General features: G+C 42.6%; 22 protein-coding genes. 12 read left to right on the top strand and 10 right to left on the bottom strand.

Annotated elements, in window-relative coordinates; all coding sequences use genetic code 11:
* The first annotated feature begins 9 nt into the window (after window positions 1–9).
* The 3 genes from treC to BAE31_RS00455 all read left to right on the top strand — a co-directional run bounded on the left by treC (window position 10) and on the right by BAE31_RS00455 (window position 2,963).
* The gene (gene treC / locus BAE31_RS00465; RefSeq protein ID WP_076839113.1) at window positions 10–1,710 is read left to right on the top strand and encodes an alpha,alpha-phosphotrehalase; all 1,701 of its coding nucleotides are present in this window, start codon (window positions 10–12) and stop codon (window positions 1,708–1,710) included.
* A gap of 19 nt (window positions 1,711–1,729) precedes the next feature.
* The gene (gene treR, locus BAE31_RS00460) at window positions 1,730–2,458 is read left to right on the top strand and encodes a trehalose operon repressor (protein WP_024425854.1); all 729 of its coding nucleotides are present in this window, start codon (window positions 1,730–1,732) and stop codon (window positions 2,456–2,458) included.
* A 70-nt stretch (window positions 2,459–2,528) separates the two neighbouring features.
* A complete protein-coding gene (locus BAE31_RS00455; RefSeq protein ID WP_024425853.1) occupies window positions 2,529–2,963 on the top strand; it encodes a hypothetical protein in 435 nt (144 codons plus the stop codon).
* A 36-nt stretch (window positions 2,964–2,999) separates the two neighbouring features.
* On the opposite strand, the gene BAE31_RS00450 is transcribed toward BAE31_RS00455, so the two are convergent.
* Window positions 3,000–7,286 carry a multifunctional 2',3'-cyclic-nucleotide 2'-phosphodiesterase/3'-nucleotidase/5'-nucleotidase gene (locus tag BAE31_RS00450; protein WP_076839111.1) on the bottom strand — a complete coding sequence of 1,429 codons (4,287 nt, stop codon included), beginning with the start codon at window positions 7,284–7,286 and terminating at the stop codon, window positions 3,000–3,002.
* 254 nt (window positions 7,287–7,540) lie between these two features.
* Between BAE31_RS00450 and BAE31_RS00445 the strand changes: the two genes are divergently transcribed.
* Window positions 7,541–8,059, top strand: coding sequence for a type 1 glutamine amidotransferase domain-containing protein (locus BAE31_RS00445; RefSeq protein ID WP_034283692.1), 519 nt, complete (start codon window positions 7,541–7,543; stop codon window positions 8,057–8,059).
* A 107-nt stretch (window positions 8,060–8,166) separates the two neighbouring features.
* On the opposite strand, the gene BAE31_RS00440 is transcribed toward BAE31_RS00445, so the two are convergent.
* Together BAE31_RS00440 and BAE31_RS00435 are read right to left on the bottom strand one after the other, a co-directional pair.
* Window positions 8,167–8,382: a DUF1128 domain-containing protein gene (locus BAE31_RS00440; RefSeq protein ID WP_003214000.1), complete on the bottom strand. Its 216-nt coding sequence runs from the start codon at window positions 8,380–8,382 to the stop codon at window positions 8,167–8,169.
* Window positions 8,383–8,459: 77 nt separating this feature from the next.
* Window positions 8,460–9,815, bottom strand: coding sequence for an alanine/glycine:cation symporter family protein (locus BAE31_RS00435; protein ID WP_076839109.1), 1,356 nt, complete (start codon window positions 9,813–9,815; stop codon window positions 8,460–8,462).
* 174 nt (window positions 9,816–9,989) lie between these two features.
* Here BAE31_RS00435 and BAE31_RS00425 point away from each other — a divergent pair, with 174 nt between their 5' ends.
* Genes BAE31_RS00425 through BAE31_RS00415 form a run of 3 tightly spaced genes read left to right on the top strand, consistent with a single transcriptional unit; the run spans window position 9,990 to window position 11,650 of the window.
* The gene (locus BAE31_RS00425; RefSeq protein WP_076839107.1) at window positions 9,990–10,460 is read left to right on the top strand and encodes a low molecular weight protein-tyrosine-phosphatase; all 471 of its coding nucleotides are present in this window, start codon (window positions 9,990–9,992) and stop codon (window positions 10,458–10,460) included.
* A 20-nt stretch (window positions 10,461–10,480) separates the two neighbouring features.
* Window positions 10,481–10,804: a YtxH domain-containing protein gene (locus BAE31_RS00420; protein WP_041106306.1), complete on the top strand. Its 324-nt coding sequence runs from the start codon at window positions 10,481–10,483 to the stop codon at window positions 10,802–10,804.
* 27 nt (window positions 10,805–10,831) lie between these two features.
* Window positions 10,832–11,650 (top strand): YihY/virulence factor BrkB family protein, encoded by an 819-nt coding sequence (locus tag BAE31_RS00415; protein ID WP_056767701.1) that lies wholly within the window; start codon window positions 10,832–10,834, stop codon window positions 11,648–11,650.
* A 207-nt stretch (window positions 11,651–11,857) separates the two neighbouring features.
* Here the strand turns inward: BAE31_RS00415 and BAE31_RS00410 are convergent, their stop codons facing one another.
* Together BAE31_RS00410 and BAE31_RS00405 are read right to left on the bottom strand one after the other, a co-directional pair.
* A complete protein-coding gene (locus BAE31_RS00410) occupies window positions 11,858–12,364 on the bottom strand; it encodes a GNAT family N-acetyltransferase (protein WP_076839139.1) in 507 nt (168 codons plus the stop codon).
* Between the two features lie 16 nt (window positions 12,365–12,380).
* On the bottom strand, window positions 12,381–13,544 hold the full coding sequence (locus BAE31_RS00405; RefSeq protein WP_076839106.1) for an MFS transporter: 1,164 nt from the start codon (window positions 13,542–13,544) through the stop codon (window positions 12,381–12,383).
* 75 nt (window positions 13,545–13,619) lie between these two features.
* Between BAE31_RS00405 and BAE31_RS00400 the strand changes: the two genes are divergently transcribed.
* The 3 genes from BAE31_RS00400 (at window position 13,620) to BAE31_RS00390 (ending at window position 15,980) form a co-directional block, all read left to right on the top strand.
* Window positions 13,620–13,997: an OsmC family protein gene (locus BAE31_RS00400; protein WP_041106313.1), complete on the top strand. Its 378-nt coding sequence runs from the start codon at window positions 13,620–13,622 to the stop codon at window positions 13,995–13,997.
* A 65-nt stretch (window positions 13,998–14,062) separates the two neighbouring features.
* Window positions 14,063–15,130 (top strand): calcium/proton exchanger, encoded by a 1,068-nt coding sequence (cax, locus tag BAE31_RS00395; RefSeq protein WP_041106315.1) that lies wholly within the window; start codon window positions 14,063–14,065, stop codon window positions 15,128–15,130.
* 67 nt (window positions 15,131–15,197) lie between these two features.
* Window positions 15,198–15,980: a YfkD famly protein gene (locus BAE31_RS00390; protein WP_076839104.1), complete on the top strand. Its 783-nt coding sequence runs from the start codon at window positions 15,198–15,200 to the stop codon at window positions 15,978–15,980.
* A 112-nt stretch (window positions 15,981–16,092) separates the two neighbouring features.
* Here BAE31_RS00390 and BAE31_RS00385 read toward each other — a convergent pair whose 3' ends face one another.
* From BAE31_RS00385 to yfkAB, 4 genes are all read right to left on the bottom strand, one after another.
* Window positions 16,093–16,812, bottom strand: a complete 720-nt coding sequence (locus tag BAE31_RS00385) for a YebC/PmpR family DNA-binding transcriptional regulator (RefSeq protein WP_075622562.1) — start codon at window positions 16,810–16,812, stop codon at window positions 16,093–16,095.
* A 131-nt stretch (window positions 16,813–16,943) separates the two neighbouring features.
* Window positions 16,944–17,345, bottom strand: coding sequence for a nuclear transport factor 2 family protein (locus tag BAE31_RS00380; RefSeq protein ID WP_076839102.1), 402 nt, complete (start codon window positions 17,343–17,345; stop codon window positions 16,944–16,946).
* Between the two features lie 100 nt (window positions 17,346–17,445).
* Window positions 17,446–18,282, bottom strand: coding sequence for a mechanosensitive ion channel family protein (locus BAE31_RS00375; protein ID WP_048240110.1), 837 nt, complete (start codon window positions 18,280–18,282; stop codon window positions 17,446–17,448).
* A gap of 7 nt (window positions 18,283–18,289) precedes the next feature.
* Window positions 18,290–19,411 carry a radical SAM/CxCxxxxC motif protein YfkAB gene (gene yfkAB, locus BAE31_RS00370; RefSeq protein ID WP_076839100.1) on the bottom strand — a complete coding sequence of 374 codons (1,122 nt, stop codon included), beginning with the start codon at window positions 19,409–19,411 and terminating at the stop codon, window positions 18,290–18,292.
* A 147-nt stretch (window positions 19,412–19,558) separates the two neighbouring features.
* Here yfkAB and BAE31_RS00365 point away from each other — a divergent pair, with 147 nt between their 5' ends.
* Both BAE31_RS00365 and pdaA read left to right on the top strand, forming a co-directional pair.
* The gene (locus BAE31_RS00365; protein ID WP_012009274.1) at window positions 19,559–19,750 is read left to right on the top strand and encodes an SE1561 family protein; all 192 of its coding nucleotides are present in this window, start codon (window positions 19,559–19,561) and stop codon (window positions 19,748–19,750) included.
* Window positions 19,751–19,851: 101 nt separating this feature from the next.
* Window positions 19,852–20,643: a delta-lactam-biosynthetic de-N-acetylase gene (gene pdaA, locus BAE31_RS00360; protein WP_025093504.1), complete on the top strand. Its 792-nt coding sequence runs from the start codon at window positions 19,852–19,854 to the stop codon at window positions 20,641–20,643.
* Between the two features lie 262 nt (window positions 20,644–20,905).
* Here pdaA and corA read toward each other — a convergent pair whose 3' ends face one another.
* Window positions 20,906–21,865 carry a magnesium/cobalt transporter CorA gene (gene corA / locus BAE31_RS00350; RefSeq protein ID WP_076839097.1) on the bottom strand — a complete coding sequence of 320 codons (960 nt, stop codon included), beginning with the start codon at window positions 21,863–21,865 and terminating at the stop codon, window positions 20,906–20,908.
* Window position 21,866 lies beyond the last annotated feature (1 nt).

Below are 21,866 nucleotides of genomic sequence, written 5' to 3'. Positions count from 1 at the left end.
TGAAGGAAATTGAATCAGCAATCAAATGAACCATGGTGGAAAAAAGCGGTGGTCTATCAAATTTATCCGAAGAGCTTTTTAGATACAACGGGCTCTGGTACAGGTGATATCAATGGCGTGACGAAAAAGCTTGATTACATTAAAGAGCTTGGGGCGGATTGTATTTGGCTCACGCCAATGTATGAGTCCCCGCAGCATGACAACGGCTATGATATTAGTAATTATACAAAAATCCATGACATGTACGGCACAATGACAGATTTTGAACACATGCTGAAGGAAGCGCATGAGAGAGGAATACGGGTCATCATGGATCTAGCCGTTAACCATACATCCATTTTCCATGAGTGGTTTCAAGCCTCGCGTGAGTCAAAGGATAACCCTTACCGAGATTATTATATTTGGAAGGAGCCAAAAGCGGACGGATCTCCGCCGAATGATTGGCAGTCGAAATTTGGCGGTCCAGCCTGGGAGCTAGATGAAGTAACAGGAGATTATTATCTCCATTTATATGATGTCACTCAGGCAGATCTCAATTGGGAGAAGGATGAGGTGCGCAGGAAAGTATATGACATCATGCACTTTTGGTTTGAAAAAGGAATTGATGGGTTCAGGCTGGATGTCATCAACAACATCTCAAAGGATCAGCGCTTCTTAGATGACGCCGGACAATCTGTGCAAGGCGACGGCCGCATGTACTATACGGACGGGCCGAGAATTCATGAATTTCTGCATGAAATGAACCAGGAGGTTTTTTCGAAATACGATAGCATGACAGTTGGAGAAATGTCTTCAACGAATATCGCAGACTGTATTCGGTATACAAGACCTGATCGGCAGGAGCTGGATATGACGTTTAACTTCCATCATTTAAAGGTGGATTATCCAAACGGCGAAAAGTGGGCGATCGCACCATTTGATTTTCAAGAATTGAAGTCGATTCTGTCTGAATGGCAGACGAAAATGCATGAGGGCGGCGGCTGGAATGCGCTGTTCTGGTGCAATCATGATCAGCCGCGGATCGTTTCAAGGTATGGTGATGATGACACGTATCATCAGCAATCAGCGAAGATGCTGGCGACCACGATTCATCTGATGCAGGGGACTCCTTATATTTATCAAGGTGAGGAAATTGGCATGAAGAATCCTCGCTTTGAGGACATTTCGTCTTACCGTGATATCGAATCACTTAATATGTACGAAGTCATGCTTGAAAAGGGAAAATCAAAGGAAGAAGCACTCGCCATTTTACAGGTCAAGTCAAGAGATAATGCGAGAACACCAATGCAGTGGACCTCAGAGAAGAATGCAGGTTTCTCAACAGGAACACCTTGGATTGAGCCAGCCCATAACGACATTTCGGTCGAAGCTGCGTTAAAAGACCGGACGTCCATTTTCTATCATTACCAAGCCCTTTGCAGACTGCGTAAAGAACTTGATGTGATCACATATGGCAGCTTCTCCTTACTTTTAGCAGAAGATCCAAAGGTGTTTGCTTATGTTAGAGAAAGCAAGGATGAGAAGCTCCTCGTGATCAATCACTTTTATCCAGGGGAGGCGGACTTCACGCTTCCTGATGAGCTTGTGCAGGCTGTAGATGAGATGGAGGGGCAAGTCCTGTTATCCAATTATGAGGATGTGCCGGCACATATCAAGGGATTTACGTTGCGCCCATATGAGTCAATCGTTTATCATTTAACCAAACGCTAGAAAATGGGGCGGAGGGAAAATGAAAGAGAATAAGTTTCGAGTGATTTATGATCAGCTCGCAAGACGAATTGAGCAAGGTGAATGGCAGGATAAAGGCATCCTCCCATCAGAGCATGAACTTTCTATCATGTACGACACGTCCCGGGAGACGGTGAGAAAGGCATTAAATATTCTTGTGCAAAATGGCTATATTCAAAAAATCCGCGGGAAAGGCTCTGTATTACTGAATCGGGAGAAAATGCAGTTCCCTGTATCAGGTCTTGTCAGCTTTAAAGAGCTTTCCCAAACGCTTGGCCGAAAGACAGTCACAACGGTTCATGAATTTGGCTTAATTAAACCGGATCAGTATATTCAGTCTCAGCTGAAAATTGATGAACAGACAGACGTCTGGAAAGTCATTCGATCTCGTAATATTAGCGGAGAAGAAGTGATTTTAGACAAGGACTACTTCTTGCAAAAGCATGTCGAAGTATTGTCTAAAGACATATGCGAAGGATCAATCTACGAGTATATTGAGGGAGAACTCGGTGTATCGATCAGCTATGCTCAAAAGGAATTTGTGGTAGAGCCATGTACAGAAGAGGATGCCAAGTACCTTGATTTGAAGGGATTTGACCATGTCGTTGTGGTAAAGAATTATGTGTTCTTAGAGGATACGAGTCTATTTCAATACACAGAAAGCCGTCACCGATTAGACCGCTTCAGATTCGTCGATTTTGCTAGAAGAGAAAAAACGGACAGAGCATAGGCTCTGTCCTTTTCAGGTTTTGGAGAAGCGGGGATATACAACGACAAGATCATGATTTATAGGAGGAAAAATGATTAGACTGAATCGACCACTAAAATTACGGGATTTAGAAATTTTTAGCGTGATGAAAGATCATCGAATATTATGTTACGTGATTATTGAAGATACTCGAAAACCGTTTACGGAAGAAGATCGAAAACTAGATCCATTATGTTATATGGATGAAGAAGATATACAGGCGATTTTGAATGTGTTTCATATTTCAATTATTAATGATGAAAAGTTAAGTGAAGAGGATTTAACTCTTGTTCAATCGTATTTTGCTGAATTTGTAAATAATACGAATTTAACGAATTTTATTACGAGAGATTATGTTCAAGAGGATTTATATGCCGTCGATGATGAAGATGACATCACATTCTTCAATAGAATGCTGCGTCATATAGGATCAGATGATGTGAAACAATTTGATAAACGCAATTGGATTTATTTATCCCAAGATTGAGATGAGAAAAGACAGAGCCTAGGCTCTGTCCTTTTTTTAGGATGATACATTATTTCTTGTACGCTTGCGCTGGTAGTAATATAGGATACCGCCTGAGGCAAGCATGAGTACGCCAATCAATACAGCTGTATACATCATCGTTGCTGTATTTGGCAGTGTGCCGCCTGGGAGTCTGGTTCCATCTTGGTTTGGATCTGTACCTCCGCCTGGCGCTGATGTACCGCCGTCTCCGCCAGTTTGATCTGGCGTTGTTCCAGCTGCCCCGCTTTGGTTGAGTACGGTATATTCGCTGAAGTGTTCAGTTTGACCTGATACGACCCCATTTTCGAACGCTCCGTTACTTGTTTTGGCATAACGGTTTTTCTTGCGGTCTACATAATATACACCAGGTTTCTTCGCCTTTTGAGGCTCATCTAATGTAAAGGATAGTGTGACAGGATCTTTAAAGGTAGAAACCTTTTTCTGATCTTGTTTGATTTGGAAATCATACGTATCCGTTAATGCATTTTTCACCTTATTCGTCTTTTTCATCCATATATCTGCGCTTTTCTCGGATAAGTTGGAGAGCGGTAATGCGAGTCCCACTTTGTCATGATAGATGGTGACGTTTGGATCTTGCTCTCTTTTCTTCAGCTCGGCTACCTGCGCTTTTGATAGAGACAATTGAACGTTTTTCGCTTCGCTCGCTTTGTCTAAATAGAGCAATGCTTTGTTTGTATGCTGCACATACGTTTGGAATTTCTCATCATCTTGAATGTCATAGGCGCCTTTTCCTTTCGCACGCGGAAGGAACACTTCTTTCACTCTGTGATCGATGACAGGAGAAATATGCCCGCCGTCTGCCTGTTCAATTTGCTCTTTGAAGATTTCATAGTCAACATAGCCTAAGTCTTCGCCGTGAGAGGCTTCTGTAAAGACGCTGTAGCCATCTCCGCCTGTGCCGACAAATGCGTTTGTCGCCACGCGGTATGTTTTCTTATCATCAATGTCTGTTAGTTTGCCGTTTTCGTCTTTCAGTTTGACATCAATGAGTCTGCTGCCAGCTGGTTTACTCAGTGTAAACGTATATTCAATGCCGGCTACATGAGGGAATGCGCCGCCGCCTTCCTCAATGCCTGAAAGCCCTTGTTCGAGTGCTTTCTTAATTTGGCTGCCTTTTAGATCTGCGACATAGAGTGTGTTTCCGAATGGCATGACCGTTAAAATATCACCTAAAGTGATATCTCCTTTTTCAATGCTGCCTCGAATACCACCGCCGTTTGTGATGGCAAGATCAGCACCAGCAGATTCTTGTGCTTTTTTCAGCATGCCGTCAGCAATAAAGTTCCCAAGGTTCGTTTCCTTCGCACGGACATGCTCGCGTTGTCCATCTAAGAGGACATCGGTAGACCCGACTTTTTCCGTTTTTAAATCTTGAATGTCTGCCTTGTACTGATCGAGGATCGCTTTTGCATCGGCATCTTCTTTGACAGAGTCATCGATGGTGATGAGGTCAAAAGAAGATTCCTTTGGCTGTACGACTCCTTTTTGATTAAAGGCCACGTCTACTTTTCCTAAGAATTGTCCGTAGTCTTTTACCTGTGCGACAATCGTTGGTTCTTTCTTATTGACGACCTTTAATTTTTCAACAAGGGTGTGCGTGTGACCGCCAATGATTAAATCAATACCGTCTACTTTTTGAGCAAGCTCAAGGTCACGGTTATAGCCAATGTGTGTTAAAGCAATGATTTTGTTGATTTTTTCTTTTGTTTGAATCGTGTTGACTGTTTCTTTTGCTTTCTTGTATGCATCCTTGAATTGAATGTTAGGACCGCTGCTGGATGTAATGGCCGTGTCTTCAGTGGTTAAGCCGAATACAGCCACTTTTTCACCGTTTACATCAAGCAGGATGTATGGGTAAATCCCAGCTTCTTTTTTCTCACCAGCTTTAAATGTCGCTGGCTTTTTCACTAAGCCGCTCAATTGTTTTTCCTTAGAGACATCAACGTTTGATGACACAATCGGGAATGCAGGCTTTTCAAATTGATGACGGTTTTTCGCATCTACATCTGATGCATCACCTGTCAGGAATTGACGAAGAACAGAAGGACCTTTGTCAAATTCATGATTACCAAACGTCATGGCATCATATTTCATTAAGTTCATGAGTTTTAGGTCGGCAAGTCCTTGCCATTTTGTGAAATATAGGTCACCAGAGAAGACATCTCCAGCATCTAATAAAATGTTGTTCTTGCTTTCGGATCGAACTTCTTTAATCTTTGTTGCACGTCTTGCCGCATCATCAAGGTGTGCGTGTGTATCGTTTGTATGCATCACCGTTAAGTTCCAGTTGTCTGATGCAGGCGGTTCTGTTGTGCCATCCTCTTTAAAGGCTAGCTTGTACACGCCAAGACCATCTGTGCTGGCGTTACGAACAAAGTCTACGCTGCTTGATTTTTCAGCAAACGGCTTAGCCAAAAGAGAAGATTCGAATGTGACTGTTGCGCCCTTGACTGGTGCAATCGACCAGTTTTGATCCGCACTTGGATTGATGGTTTTTTGTTCGATAATATAATCCATCAGCACTTGGCGGTTCTCATCAGCTGAGGCAAGCACCACTTTATCTTGCGTCAGATGCGGGAAGCCCCCGCCGCCAGAAGCTCGATAGTTGTTCGTTACGACTAAAAATTCTTGATTGTCAGAGACTGGTTTCCCATTGTAGGACAGGTTTTTGATGCGGTTTGCATTCGCATTAACAAGAGTGCCTGTTGTGCTGTACTTAGCAGGCTGCGTCACATCGACTTGATAGGTGACACCATCGATCACATCAAAGTTATACGAGCGGTATTCTTCGTTTAAAATAGGCTGTTCATTTGAATTGTTTGGTTTGATCTGATTAAACTGTCCGGCAGACATCTCAAGCCAGTCTTTCACTTCATTGCCTTTCAGTTTGACAATCTGCACGGTGTTATCGTAAAGGTAGAGATCGCCGATGTTTTTAATTGCTAAATCGCCTTTTGCGATATTTGTATAATAATTTACACCGTTTCGGCCGCCGGCTTTAAACGGGGCGCCTGCAGATAAAATCGGTAAGTTTTTGTATGACGTGTCCTTCATTTTTTCTTGTGCATACCATTTTTGTGCATCTGTCACAATTTGAATAGAAGGGTCATCCATCACTTGAGCAAAAAAGCTGTTAATGTCTGCTTCTGTTTTACCGACAGGTTTTCTCACATAATCAAGTGTGTTTTGATGCGTTGTTTGAATGGCATCTTTCACAGTGCTGTTTTGAGAGGTGACTCCTGCAACAGATTCAATCTTTCCTGTTCCATCTGTGACCTTCCATTTGCTGCCGTCAGGCTCTAATGTTAAATCAATGACTCCGAGGTAGCTTCCCCAGTTTTTTGACATGACGACTGGAATGCCGTTAATGGTTCCTTTTGAGACATCGAATTTGTCGACGCCGCTATATTCAGCGCTTGGGAATGTGCCGTGCTGGTGGCCGGACACGATCGCATCGATGCCTTTTGTTTTCGTGGCAAGATCAAAGATCATATTTTCTGACCCTTTAGGCGAAGCGGTTTTTTCAATTCCTGTATGGGCAAGAGCGACGATGATATCTGCCCCTTTTTCCTTCATTTCAGGAATGGTTTCATTGGCAGATTCGACGATATCCTGCACTTGAACTTGTCCATCTAAATGTTTCTTATCCCACGTCATAATTTGTGGTGGAACGAATCCTATGTAACCGACTTTTACAGTTTGTGAAGCTCCGTTTGCATCTTTAAAGGTTTTATCTTGGATCACATAAGGCGTAAAACGGTGTTCTCCATTTAGCTTTTTGACGTTCGCATTGACAATCGGGAAGTTAGCGCCGGCAATGGTACCATCAAGAAATGATAATCCGTAGTTAAATTCATGATTGCCAAGTGTTCCTGCATCGTACTTTAGTTTGTTGAGTGTATGAATAATGGGGTGAACCTTTGTTTGATTGATAATACTGTCTTTTTCATTTTTGTAAACGTATTCTCCAAGAGGGGTTCCTTGAATCAGGTCTCCGTTATCAACAAGGAGTGTATTTGGATTTTGTGAACGGTGCTTTTCAATCAGCTCGGATGTTTTTGCCAAACCAAATTCATTTGTTTCTTTGTCGCTGTAATAATCGTAATTCATCATGTTCGCATGAACATCCGTTGTGGCTAAGATGCTGACTTTTACGGCATCGCCGTTTTCTATTGCTGCATGAGTAGGTACTGCTGGGAGAATGAGACTAATCATCATAATGGAAGTGAGCAGAATAGACAGGTTTTTCCTTCGTTTAGACCTATGTGCTTGCTTCTTCACCTGATCTCCGCCTTTCTAATTTTTTTGACCACAATACCTATTGTAGAAATGTTTCGTTAACTTTTGTAGTTATTTTTTGCAGATTATTGTAAAGATAACATAAATCATACGAATTACCTTGTTGAGGAAATATAAATAAGTCTAAATGCTTATTTTTATCATAAGGGGTTTTCTGATCGGGATAGGATGTTTGATTTCAATGTACCCGGGTATAGTGTGTAGTGTAAACGATAATCAAGCAGGAGGGTTTCTACATGGGTAAGAAAATTGCAGTTGTATTAACAGATTACTTTGAGGATGTTGAATTCACCGAGCCTGCAAAAGCCTTTAAAGATGCAGGCCATGAGGTCACAGTGATTGAAAACGAAAAAGGAAAAACAGTGAAAGGGAAGCAAGGAGAAGCAGAAGTGAGAGTGGATGCGTCCATTGATAACGTGAAGCCTGAAGACTTCGATGCACTGCTAATTCCTGGCGGGTTCTCACCAGACATTCTGCGTGCAGATGACCGCTATGTCCAGTTCACAAGAGCATTTATGGACGAGAAAAAACCAGTATTTGCGATCTGTCACGGGCCGCAATTGCTCATTACAGCAAAGACGCTGGAAGGCAGAGGCGCGACTGGATATACATCCATTCAAGTAGATATGGAAAACGCAGGCGCAAAATTCAAAGATGAAGAAGTTGTCGTTTGTCAGGATCAGCTTGTGACAAGCCGAACACCTGATGACATTCCAGCATTTAACCGTGAATCATTAAAACTGCTCGCAAAATAAGCAGTTTTGACAGGATAAACAAAGCCAGCACCTTGCGGGGTGCTGGCTTTTTCTGTGTATGGATGGAAGAAAGCGGCGTAAACCGCAATCCAGTTTCCTTTGCACGATTATTTTCTTAAGTTTTTTAGCTCGCTTGCGATGGCTTGCATTTCACTTGGGCTGAATGAAGATTTTTTCATCACCATTTGGTGTAGAAATTCAATATCTTCGTACTTGTCTGGACTGAAGTCCTCGGCTTTGATGACTCCAATGTTCAGCATATTTAACTTTTGCGAAATGTCTTCAATCAGCTGATTGACTTCAGCCGCTTTTTGCTCTGACAAGGGCGGCACGTCCTTTCCTGCATATGTGTTGAATAATATGTCTATTTTAACAGAAATGCAAAAGAATAAAAGGGCTATTAAGACGACACCGAGATGTTTTTCTCTTTTTTCTCCTGTTTAATTTTTTCAATGATTCGTTTTGATTCAAATACGACAACGCCCGATAAACCAATAAGGCCAATTAAGTTTGGAATGGCCATCAGACCATTCAGCATATCTGCTACGCCCCATACGAAGTCATTCTTAAACACGGCACCAAAAAAGACAGCCATCACAAAGACGATGCGATAATACATGACGTACGAATCCTTCGCCAAATATGTAAAGCATTTCTCTCCATAATAGGACCAGCCAATGATGGTTGAATAGGCAAACAAGAGCAGTCCGATTGCCACAATGGTTGAGCCAGCTGGACCGAGGAAGTGAGCAAAGGATAACGAAGTCAGCGCATCGCTTTTCACTGTTAAATACATATCTGCCATGACAATGGTAATGCCAGTGATAGAACAAACAATGATGGTATCAATAAACACTTGAGTCATAGAGACGAGAGCCTGGCGGGCAGGCATATCCGTTTTCGCAGCTGCAGCAGCAATTGGTGCTGACCCAAGACCTGCTTCATTGGAAAAAACTCCTCGTGCGACACCCCAGCGAATGACAGTCCCAATTGCACCCCCTGCTACGGCTTGACCAGTAAAGGCATCTGAGAAAATAAGACTGACTGCGCCTGGAACAAGATCAGCATTCATAACAAGAATGATCAGACCGCAAATGACGTAAAATAAAGCCATGACGGGTACAAAGATAGATGTGACCCGGCCAATGCTTTTGATTCCGCCTAAAATCACAAGTGCTGTAAAAGCCGTAATGATGATACCTGTTACCCATGTTGGAATTTGAAAAGTAGAATTCATGACGCCTGAGATGGAATTAGACTGGACCAGGTTGCCGATCCCAAAGGCAGCACTGGCGCCGAAAATAGCAAATAGCACACCTAGCCATTTCTGTTTTAATCCATGCTCTAAATAATACATAGGTCCACCAGACATTTCGCCTTTTTCGTTTTTGACCCTGTATTTTACAGCAAGAACAGCTTCTGCAAACTTGGTGGCCATCCCGAAAAATGCAGCAAACCACATCCAGAAAACTGCACCAGGACCACCGGCTATAACAGCGGAGGCCACACCGACGATATTCCCTGTACCGACAGTTGCAGCAAGAGCCGTCATTAACGCTTGGAAATGAGAAATATCTCCTTCTGATATTTTGTCTTGTTTTGAAAAAGCGAGCTTTAAAGAATAAGGAAGTAATCTAATTTGAATGAAGAGAACGCGAAAGGTGAGGTATATTCCAGTACCAACAATTAAAATCAACAGGGGAGGCCCCCACAAAAAATTGTTCATCGTCGTGACAAACTGCTCAATTATTCCCATCTAATATCCCCCTTTGTTTGTGTAATTCTCCTAAAGTTTCTCCTGTTTTTGTGTATTTTGTCAATGGCGATGAGAGCTTTTCTTGCAAAGTTTCCAAAAGAAAAAGGACTTGATATGATAAAGTCAAGGTTTTCAAAAGGGAGTCTTAGGGAAAAGATAGGAGGAGAATGAAGGATGATTCATGTATTATTCGTATGTCTTGGCAATATTTGCAGATCACCGATGGCAGAGGCCATGTTTAGAAAACGAGTAGAAGATGAGGGGCTAAGCGAGCACTTTGTCATTGATTCAGCAGGCATTGGCGGCTGGCATCAAGGCAGTCCTCCGCATGAAGGAACACGAAAGCTGCTTGATGAAAAAGGAATCAGCTATGAAGGGATGTCCGCAAGACAGATCATAGATGAGGACATCACAGCATACGACTATATCATTGCGATGGATGCTGAAAATGTAGGGGCACTTTGCAGTATAGCCGGCTATGGGAAACATCACTTTATTGGCCGTCTTCTTGACTTTGTTGAAGACGATGATCGAGATGATGTGCCAGACCCTTATTACACTGGAAACTTTGAGGAAGTACATGATTTAATTGAAAAAGGAATTGATCGTTTTTTGACGTATGTAAAAAAAGAGAAACACCTTTAACTGAAAGGAGATCAGACGAGATGGAAGAAAAAAATCAAATCATGCTTCGAGGAGCTGTGATAGGAGCAGCTTGCGGCGCACTGCTGACATTATTTCATCGGCCAACGAGAATCGCGCTCAAAGACAAATGGGATGACTGTCAGGAAAAGCTGGCTGAATACCGTCAGGAGCCAGCCAGAATTTCTGCTTGTATGAAAGAAAAAATGGAAGAAACGAAGCAGCTGATGCGAACAGTCTCAGATGATTTGTCATTTTTAAATGAACAAGTCAATCAGTTAAAGGAAACAACCCCAAAAGTATTAGAGATTATTGAAGAAACAAAGGATCACTTTCGATCGAAATAGAAAGATTGATCATTGGAGATGAGGCGTATGGGTTTTATTAAAGCGTTAATTGAACGCTTTTTGCTGCATGAAGGACCGGCAAAATCTGCTGAGCTTGCTTATTTCTTTCTGCTTTCATTATTTCCGTTTCTCATCTTCGTGCTGACGCTCGTTGGATATTTGCCGCTGACGTCGAAGGATGTCCTAAGCGTCATTTCTGGTTATGCGCCAGAAGGAGCGCTTTCCATGATTGAATCCATTGCCGAAGAGACACTGAACAGCCGTAACGGCGGATTGCTGTCATTCGGGATTATTGCCGCCCTTTGGTCTGCATCTAACGGGATTAATGCCGTCGTCAGAGCATTTAACCATGCTTACGAAGTTGAGGAAAATCGTTCCTTCATTCTCGTACGTTTAACATCAATCATCTTAACCATAGCAATGGTTCTCACGATTATTTTTGCCTTAATGCTGCCTGTCTTTGGAAAAGAACTTGGCTTATTTCTCGCTGAATTAGTCGGGCAGTCAGATGCCTTTCTCACCGTTTGGACGGCCATGAGGTGGATCATTAGCCCGCTGATTTTATTGATTGTGTTTACATCCTTGTACTATTTCGCCCCAAACATCAGGCTGAAATTGAAATTTGTTCTGCCAGGCGCCATTTTTGCGTCAATTGGATGGATCTTAGTGAGCATGCTGTTCTCATTTTACGTAGGCGAGTTTGCTAATTACAGCGCGATGTACGGAAGTATTGGGGGAATCATTATTTTGATGATCTGGTTTTATTTAACCGGCATCATGATTATCCTGGGCGGCGAGCTCAATGCGCTTTTACATAAGCGTAAAATCGTACCAGGCAAGGTGTGAAGAAATTCGGGCATCCTAAAGAAGAACGAACATGTTCAATCTTGATGGATGGGGGAATCACATATGTCCAAACAATCGAAAAAAGGCGGAAGCAACACGAAACAAAACAAAGGCCATCAGCCAAAGCACAAAACAAGCGGCAGTGCAAACGGGCAAAATGGTTATCATTAAATGAAAAAACTCCTCTGCATAGGTGCAGGGGAGTTTTTATTTCGACAATCGTATATATCGCTTAAGGATAAAAGCTGTATCAGGTTTTGACTGGTAGTGAGGATCATGCTGAAATCCTGCGTTTATCGCTACACGTTCACTCCTGACATGGCCAGCAGGACAAAAAATTTCAAATCCATCGACTTTAGGAGCAAAGATATCTGTCATAGATTTGACGATGGTTGTCACAATGCCCTGTCCTTGCGCGTCTTCATCAATCCAATAACCGATATTGCCTAATTGTTGATTAAATGTCAGACGGAACACACCGATTAATTGCTCGTTCAGCTGAATGCCAGCTTCCAACCCTTTTTGTTCATTGTAGGTGGTTTGAGTTGATTGAATAAACGTTTTGACAGCTTCTATGCTTTTGCAGTGATGAACCCAAGGCAGCCACTCCCCTAAATGGACCTTATTCTTTTGAATAAGACTGAATAGTGTGTCCGCATCATCTAAATGTAGAGATGCCAAAGTCAATTCATTTGTGATGTGATATGTAAACAACGATTGACCCTCCATTTTAGTGACTCTCCAGCACTGCCGTCGTTCTCCCAAATCGAACGCAGCAAAACACAAATAATATCACGATGCTGACAAGGTAAAGTAAATTCATTCCTTCAAACGTTTGCACAAAGAATCCTCCTAGTACCGGTCCGAGAATACTGCCTGCACTAAACGCCATCCCGCACATCAAATTCCCGGCGGGAAGCAGATGCTTTGGCAATAAGTCGGTCATATAACTGATGCCAAGTGAGAAGGTAGAGCCTACAGCCATTCCGGCAATAAAGAAACAGATGGCAACAGCCAAAACGGATTGAATGAAAATCCCTGCCAAAAGGAAAAAGAATGATCCAGCGAGTGTCACACATAAAATGATGCGGCGCCTGCCAAACCGGTCACTGAGCATCCCAAGAGGAAGCTGAAAGACAATGCTCCCTATGGCAAACGCAGGTAAAATAAACGCAACCGCATCTACTGTCACACCGCTTCTGAGTGCATACACAGGGAAGTTGCTATTAAGCGTCGTTTCTAAAAAGCCATAGCAAAATGGCATCATAAAGGCGACCCAGCCAAATTGAAAGGCCTTTTTAAAGCGCTTCAAACTGTTTGTCTGCTCTGACGTTTGCACTTCGCCCGTATCTGGATATGTATTTTTTAAAACAAACACAAGCAGCCAAACACATAAACTAACGGCACCAGAAACAATAAAAGGCAAAGATGGATTGATCTCAATGAGCGGCGTTAAAAAAGGGCCGGCGGCAAAACCGAGTCCAAACGATAATCCATACAATGAAATATTTCGTCCGCGATTTCTTGATGATGACGCATAGGTCACCCATGTCTGTGTAGAGAAATGCAGCATATGGTCACCAATCCCGATCATGAGCCGGAGGAAGAACCAGACGACATAAGATTCAAAAAACACAAAGCTAAACAAGCTTAAAAAGACAGCGGCGCCTCCAATGACGATTAACGGCTTAAATCCAAACCGGCGAAGCGGTGCTTCCATAAAAGGAGACGCAAGCAGCACACCGAGATATAAGCCTGTGGCATGCAGGCCGTTTAACGTAGGAGAAGTACCGGCATGTTCAAAGATAATGGAAATAACAGGGAGTAATGCACCCTGTGAAAAACCAGATACGGATACAAGTAAAATTAAAATCATAAAGTGAATTCTCGACATAAGATGCTCCTTACAAGTTCATGCTTTCATCGTACAATGTAACCATAGGGGTTTCAATAGAAAGGTGGAAAAGGAATGAAGCTGACATACGAAAAGGATCATTGGATCGCACATATTGAAGACGGGCAGCTGCATATTTCAGGAAAAGAAGAAACGGGATACCGCCCATCACAGTTGTTCACCTCAGCCATTGCAGGCTGCTTTGGAGAAATGCTCACTCATGTATGCCATAAAAAGCGAATATCCTATAAAGGGCTGACGATCACACCTGAAACGACAAGGGCAGGAGCTGTAAACAAAATTTCCTGCATTCATTTACATATCTTATTTGAAGACATCAAGACATCTGATGAACAAATCGATAAAATGATCACCCTTGCATTGAAGCATTGCTCTATGGTGCAGTCCGTGAAAGGGAGTATTGATATCACCTTCTCACACGCGCGAATCTAAAATGTATATGATGCCGGCACTCACGAAAGAATAACAGTCAGACATATGTAAAGGAGAATGGCTGTATGAATCGTTTATTTCTTGTGATTGTCGCAATCGGTGTTCCGCTATCGGTAATTGGCAGTTTTCTTCATTTCCCGCAGGTCATCATGTTTGCCGTTTATTGTATCGCCATTATTGGTCTTGCTAGTTTTATGGGAAGAGCTACAGAAAGTCTTGCCATCATTGCTGGACCAAGAATTGGCGGACTTTTAAACGCCACATTTGGAAATGCAGTGGAATTAATCATTTCGTTTTTTGCCTTAAAGCAAGGACTGACGGCCATCGTACTTGCTTCATTAACAGGATCGGTCATCGGGAATTTACTGCTTGTGGCGGGGCTGTCTTTTTTCGTTGGCGGATTAAAATATAAGCGTCAAGTGTTCAATGTCCATGATGCAAGGCACAATTCAGGCTTGCTCATGTTTGCCATTATTGTAGCGTTTGTCATTCCAGAAGTGTTTTCGATGGAGATGGCAGAGAATAAACAGTTTGTTTTAAGCATTGGGATCAGCATTGTGATGATTTTGCTTTATGTCGCGGCGCTCTATTTCAAACTGGTCAGCCACCGCGGTGTCTATGTTGCCAAGCAGGAGGGCATGGAAGGTGAAGCGGAGACGGAAGAAGAAACACCTGAATGGTCTGGGAAGTTTGCCACCGTGATTTTGCTGCTTTCGACGATCGCAGTTGCATACATTTCAGAGCGCCTTGTTCATACATTTGATACGGTGGGAGAACAGTTTGGCTGGAGCGAGCTGTTTATCGGGGTCATTATTGTAGCCATCGTCGGCAACGCAGCAGAACATGCCTCGGCTGTCATCATGGCGTATAAAAACAAAATGGATGTCGCAGTGGAAATTGCCTTTGGCTCCACGCTTCAGGTTGCCATGATGGTCGCGCCAATCCTTGTCATCAGCTCGCTATTTTTCGATAAGCAGATGCCGCTCATTTTCTCCTTGCCAGAACTCATTGCGATGGCATCCTCTGTGCTGCTCACGGTCATTTTATCAAATGATGGTGATACAAACTGGTTTGAAGGCGCCACATTACTCGCTGCCTATTTTATTATAGCGATTGGATTTTTCCTTTTATAATCTTTTGTGGATAAGGGACGTCTTTGCGGAAAATACTATGGAAAAATGAATGAGAAAGAGTGATGATATGAAAAAGATGCTCCGCATCATGTTTGTTGTTCTCTTATCCTTAAGTTTTCTATACAGCTTTCCAGCGAAGGCGGCAAAGCCATTTAAAGTGCCATCCTCTGTCGCCAGTATCTCCAAGGAGAATACGTATCCAAACGCGTCACAGGATCAGCCGCTGCTCCAGCCGAGCGAGCTGACGGCTGAATTGTTCAAAACAACAAGTGTACCGATTGAGAATACTCATTTGATTAAAATGCTGAATGAATCCAGCATTTCAGGGACGCCATTAGCGGTTGGATACCGTGCAACCATTTTCCTTGGGAGATGGGCGCTGAGCTACGATTCAAACGAAACGGTCGCCAACTGGGAATACAAAAAAGTGAATACGAACCACATTGATAACAGAGGCGGCAACAAAACAGCCATTGGAAAATACGTTCAAAAGCAGCAAGTGAAAGTAAGCGGCGGGCTCACAGCAAAAGTGCCGAACCCAGAAGATGTGAAAACATTGATGATGCAAAAAGCGATTCAAAAAACAAAGCTGCCCCTCGCTTTTGACACCGTGATTGGTGCAGGAACAAAACGAGATCAGTCATACCACGTCTCTCCGAAAAAAGCAGCATCGCTTCATGCCTATGCACCAGCGATTAACGAAAAAGGTAAGGTCACATACGGAGAAGTGTACCTTGTGCTAAAAGGAAATAAACGAAAACTCGTCGTGAAAAACGTAACCTCACAAGGAATCGGCGCTTGGATTCCTGTTCAGGATCACTTGACGTTTGGGTTTCAAGGGATGAATTAATCTCCTTTTATCAATAGGGAGACATTAACGCTTTATCCATGATTTTTAAAGAAAATAAAAAAAGCCATAGTAGAAGTTGAATGAACTCAACGACTACTGTGGCTTAAATTTTTTATTCCCCTAAATCCACATTATGATAAACCTGCTGCACGTCTTCAAGCTCTTCTAAAACATCGATCAGCTTTTCAAATTGTGCTTTTGATTCATCATCTAATGTCACTTCGTTTTGCGGGAGCATTGTGATTTCAGCGACAGTGAATTCTTGAGTGCCGGCTTGTTTGAATGCTTCTTGTACTTGATGGAATTGATCTGGTTCAGCGTACACAATCACCGTTTCATCTTCTTCCATGATGTCACGTACATCAACGTCTGCTTCCATTAAAAGCTCAAGCGTTTCTTCTTCACTTTTTCCTTCGACACCGATGACAGCTGTTTCGTCAAACATGTAGGCAACAGAGCCGCTTACGCCCATGTTTCCACCGTTTTTCCCAAATGCTGCTCGAACATCTGAAGCTGTCCGGTTTACGTTATTGGTGAGGGCGTCAACGATCACCATTGATCCGTTTGGACCAAATCCTTCGTAGCGCAGCTCATCGAAGTTCTCTTCCGCACCGCCTTTGGCTTTTTCAATGGCACGGTCCACAATATGTTTTGGGACACTATATGTTTTTGCACGTTCTAGAACAAAACGAAGTGCTTGGTTTGATTCTGGGTTTGGCTCACCTTGTTTGGCAGCCACATAGATTTCACGCCCGAATTTTGCGTAAATACGACTTGTACTGGCATCCTTTGATGCTTTCTTTTCTTTAATGTTGTTCCACTTACGACCCATCTTATTCACTCTCTTTCACTTAGAAAATACACAGTATGAGGGTCCCCATGCTGCATGAAATCATTCTGCTATCTATTATACATGAATCAGTCAAGAGGATAGAAGTCAGAGGGCTGAAGTGGAGAGAATTGTTAGCAAATGTGCCCAAGCGTTTCAAGCATTTCATGTTTTTCGTGAGCCCGAGTCAGCTCGTCACATCGAATGATCCTGCCATCTAATAAGGTGAAAAGAGCTGTGACATCTATTAAACCCCCGTCTCCGCTTGCGAGGTCAACATGAACCGTGTAACGAAAACACGCTTGCTGCGTTTCTTCATCAAATAACACATCATGAAAGGCGGGGATCACAAGCTGTGTTGTCATTTCTTTTAATGTGGATAGATGCTTTTTAAATTCATCAAGCGTGGAAACCTTCCCATCGGTCACTTGCTGATAGTCAGGTGAAAAATAAGTCTCCACCTTTTTTACATCGAACTTGGTTAACACCTCTTGATACATCTCCTTGATGAAAGAAATTGCTTCTGTTTTTGTCATTCCATACATCCTCTCTTTTTGTTAACTGATTAACTAAATAACATTATAATTAACTGGTTAACAAAAAACAAATAAAAAAATAACCCCATCATAAATGAGGTTATTTTGCAGGCTGGGGATAAGCGAGATCCTCAAGCAATTTGACATCATGCTGATGAAGTTGTTTGATCATTTCTTTTCGCACAGCGAGGGCGGCGTCGAAGTATTTTTCGTCTTCGACCATTCCCTTTACTGTGATTTCAATCCCGCGATTCAGCTTATTCAGACCCATAATTCCATGAACCTGAAAGGGTTCAATGGCGTTTTGGAATTCATCTTTTTTAAGAAAATCATGATGCATTTGATTTAAATTGTCACATGCTGATTCAAGTGCTTGAAAGGCGATATCAGGGTTTTGATTCGCACTAATTAACACAGATTCCGTAATCCGCATGTAGTGCATGTTATAGTTTTGGATTTGCCGGATATCTCCGTTAGAAATGGTTAACAGCTTGCCGCTCCATTCTCTAATTTGCAGAGAGCGGAGACCAATCTCTTCAATGGTTCCATTAAAGAGGTTATTCACCGTCACATAATCCCCTTTATGAATCTGGCGTTCATAGATGAGAAAAACGCCTGCTAAAATATCACGAATCAGCGTCTGAGCGCCAAAACCGATGACGATCCCAGCGACACCAGCACCCGCAAGAATTTTCCCAAAGTCATGAAAGAAAAGAGAAATGACATAGAGCACAAAGCAAATCGAAGCGGTGTATTGCGTGACCGATTTGACCAAGCTCTCGATCGTTTTCTTCTTTTTGTCCTCTATAAACTCAGTTCGTTTAAAGAAAATTTGAAGGGCTTTGTTAATCATAAAGACGGCAAGCCAAAGAACGAGTCCAACAAGGAGAATTTCAATATATTTATTTTTGACCACTGTCAGAAATGTATCGTCCATCTATCGGTTACCCCCTGGCTGTACGAGAAGTAAAATCAACATCTTGATAATAACTGTTTTTCACTAAAACATTCGGACCGAGGCACTGCACGCTTGGGCAATGACAATTTAGTTCTTTTGCTAATTTCGTGTCCATCCAGCGTGTATAGGCTGATTGCAATGTATTAGTTGCAATGTTTCCAAGCGGTGGTGTATCGCCAAAGTCTGTCACAATAATATTCCCATCAAAAATATTCACATTCAACCGTGAGCGTCCATCAGGGTCATTTCGTACCGTGACATTTTTCTCCTGGCGCAATCGGTTGAGGAGTCGCTGGTCTTCTTCATCTGTGCTGCATGAATAAAATGGCAGGGTGCCAAACAGCATCCAGGTGTTTTGATCACGAATATCAAGCAGCTGATGAATCGCATCCCGCATTTGCGGAAGCGTCAATGATTCAAGAGCGCTGGCGAAATCACTTGGATACATCGGGTGAACTTCGTGGCGCTGGCATTTCATTTCCTCGACGATTTGCCGGTGGATGTGTTCGATATATGGAAGCGTGCGCTTATTCAGCATGGTTTCAGCGGATACGGTGACGCCCGCTTTGACAAGTGCCTGACTATTTTCAATCATGCGGTTAAATAATTTCTCGCGCTGTTCAAAGGTTGGTTTTCGATCCATCATGGCAAAACCGACCGTTGCAAACTCTTCGACAGTGCCCCAGTTATGTGAAATGTGAAGGACATCTAAGTATGGAATAATTTCTTCATATCGCGCTAAATCAAGGGTTAAGTTTGAATTGATTTGTGTACGCACGCCGCGTTCATGGGCATACTTTAATAAAGGGACGACATATTCCCGTACAGATTTAAGAGAAAGCATGGGCTCTCCGCCTGTAATACTAAGTGAACGCAGGAGCGGAACTTCATCTAAACGGCGAAGCAGTAAATCAATCGGCAGTGCATTCGGGTCTTTAGGCTGTAAGGTATAACCGACCGCACAATGCTCGCATCTCATGTTACACAATGTTGTTGTCGTAAATTCAATATTTGTCAGCTTCATTTCTCCGTAATCCTGCACATCGAGATAGGCTTCCCAAGGGTCGTATGCAGGTGTGATCGGACGAAGTGCTGTTTTTTGGTTCATGGTATCTATCTCCTTTTCATTCGGGCAAACGTAGACCCGCCAACAGTTAATTTTAAGCCTCATCACGGTTATACGCAAGGGGGGACACAATTGATTTACAAGGGAAAAAAAGATAAGCTATAAACAAATGCTAAAGGGAGTGTATCGATGGGTAAGGCAGCAGACAGCAAAGAGCAGCAGGTTGATTATTTAAAGAACCGATTAGATATGTTTATGAATGTGATTGATTCATTAGATCCTGAATCAACAGACGTTGAGGATATAGACAGACTGATTCAGATGATTGACGACCTGGAAGCGAAATATGAACGGTTTAAAAATGATTGGAAGGAAGAATAGCTCGCGCAGTGCGGGCTTTTTTCTTTAAATTGGCAGGTGAATCGGTGTATGAGTCTCGGTCTTATTCTGCACAATAGAAGAAAAACCGGGAAGTGACGTAAATGAAAAAATTCATGCTGATCTGTTTATGTGCGCTTTTTGTTTCCATGCCTCTCTCAGAAGCAGGAGCCGTGTCTAATAAGCCCATCCACTGGGGATTTGCGAAAAGTAAAGAGCACAGGCCGCCGGATGCGGGCAAAGAATTGACGGCACTCTTAAAAAAGTATGATGCGTTCTATTTAGGCAACACGAAAAAGAAAGAGATTTATTTTACCTTCGACAATGGCTATGAAAATGGGTACACGCCCAAGATCTTAGACGTGCTGAAAAAACATCAAGTACCAGGCACCTTTTTTGTGACAGGTCACTTTGTAAAGGACCAGCCGGGGCTTGTCAAACGTATGGCAGAAGAAGGTCATATCATTGGCAACCATTCCTATCATCATCCAGATTTAACAACAAAGAGTACAAAGGAAATCAAAGAAGAGCTGGATCGTGTCAATGAAGCTGTGTACAAAATCACAGGAAAACAGGATAACCTCTATCTTCGTCCGCCGCGCGGTGTGTTCAGTGAAAGGGTACTAAAAGAAACAAAACAGCTCGGTTACCAAACGGTTTTCTGGTCAGTAGCGTTTGTCGACTGGCATATCCATCATCAAAAAGGAAAACAGTATGCTTATGATCAAATGATGAAGCAGGCGCACCCAGGTGCCATTTACTTACTTCATACCGTCTCAAGAGACAATGCCGAAGCGCTGGATGATGCTATCACCGCTCTGAAAAAACAAGGATATTCCTTTAAAAGTCTAGACGATCTCATGCTTGAAAAGGTATGGGATCTGCCTCAGCTATAGAAAGAAGCCTGCAGAAGATCTGCAGGCTTCAGCGTGTAGACAAACCCTCGCATTCTTTGTCAGTTCTGCGCTTCGGTGCTCACGAATGTCAAATTCGCTCCGCTCCGATGCTCGTCCTTCCTAGACTTCAAAGGTTTTCTATCACGCTGAAAAGAAGACAAAGGGCTAAAATCAAGATCATTTTAGCCCTTTGTCAACAATCTGAAGCCTGCAGAAGACCTGCAGGCTTTTTGATTATTTTACGATGAAACAAAAGAGGGTACTATTTAAAAATCCTGAACCACCCTTTATGTTTAAACCACAAAAGCATCCCTGAGACGAGGAGACCCATGAAAATCAGCACGCCAAAATAGCCGTATTTCCAGTGTAATTCAGGCATGTTGTCAAAGTTCATTCCGTACACCCCAACAATAAAGGTCAGTGGAATAAAAATGGTCGACACAATGGTCAATGTCATCATGATCGCATTCATCCGGTTGGAATTCAGCGTCTGATAGCTGTCTCGTAAATCGGCTGTCATATCACGGTTTGACTCAACAATTTCGGTTAGTTTTAATAGATGATCATAAATGTCATTAAAATACGCTTGGCGGTTTGTATCGCTTTTCATCATATTTGTGTTCACAATACGATATAAAAGGTCCCTCATCGGGATAATCGTTCTTCGCAGTTTGAGTAAATCTGAGCGAATCCCAAATACTTCGTTCATCAACGTGCCATACGTTTTATGCCCTTCTTCATCCTCAATTTCATTCAGCCTGTCTTCAATTTGATAAATAATAGGGAAATAATCATCAACAAGCTGATCAATCAGCATGTAGGCAATATGCTCAGGTCCGCTGTTTCTCGCTTTATCAGACCCTTTGAGCTTTCGAATCACACGTTCAACGTACGGCGCTTCTTTCAAATGAAAGGTCACGATATAGTTTTCACCAACAAACAGATCGACTTCCTCAGAACGAAGCGTTTTTTGATTAAGGGCATGCAGCACGAAAAACAAATATCCTTCATAAAAATCAAGCTTGGGACGCTGTAAATAATGAAAACAATCTTCAATCGCAAGCGGATGGAAATGAAAATATTCCTTTAAAAGCGCTGCTTCCTTTTCCGTTGGCGCATGAAAATCAATCCAATACCAGGCGATATCGGGGCTTGAAATCTGCTGCAATGTTGCATGTTCAATCAAGTCGCCGTTTTTTGTCACTGCAAGTTTTCTCAGCATG

The sequence above is a fragment of the Bacillus sp. I-2 genome, from assembly GCF_001974945.1.
Classification (GTDB): Bacteria; Bacillota; Bacilli; order Bacillales; family Bacillaceae; genus Bacillus; species Bacillus safensis.
The sequence above is the reverse complement of the archived record's forward strand: the minus strand, read 5'-3'. Positions and strand labels throughout refer to the sequence as shown.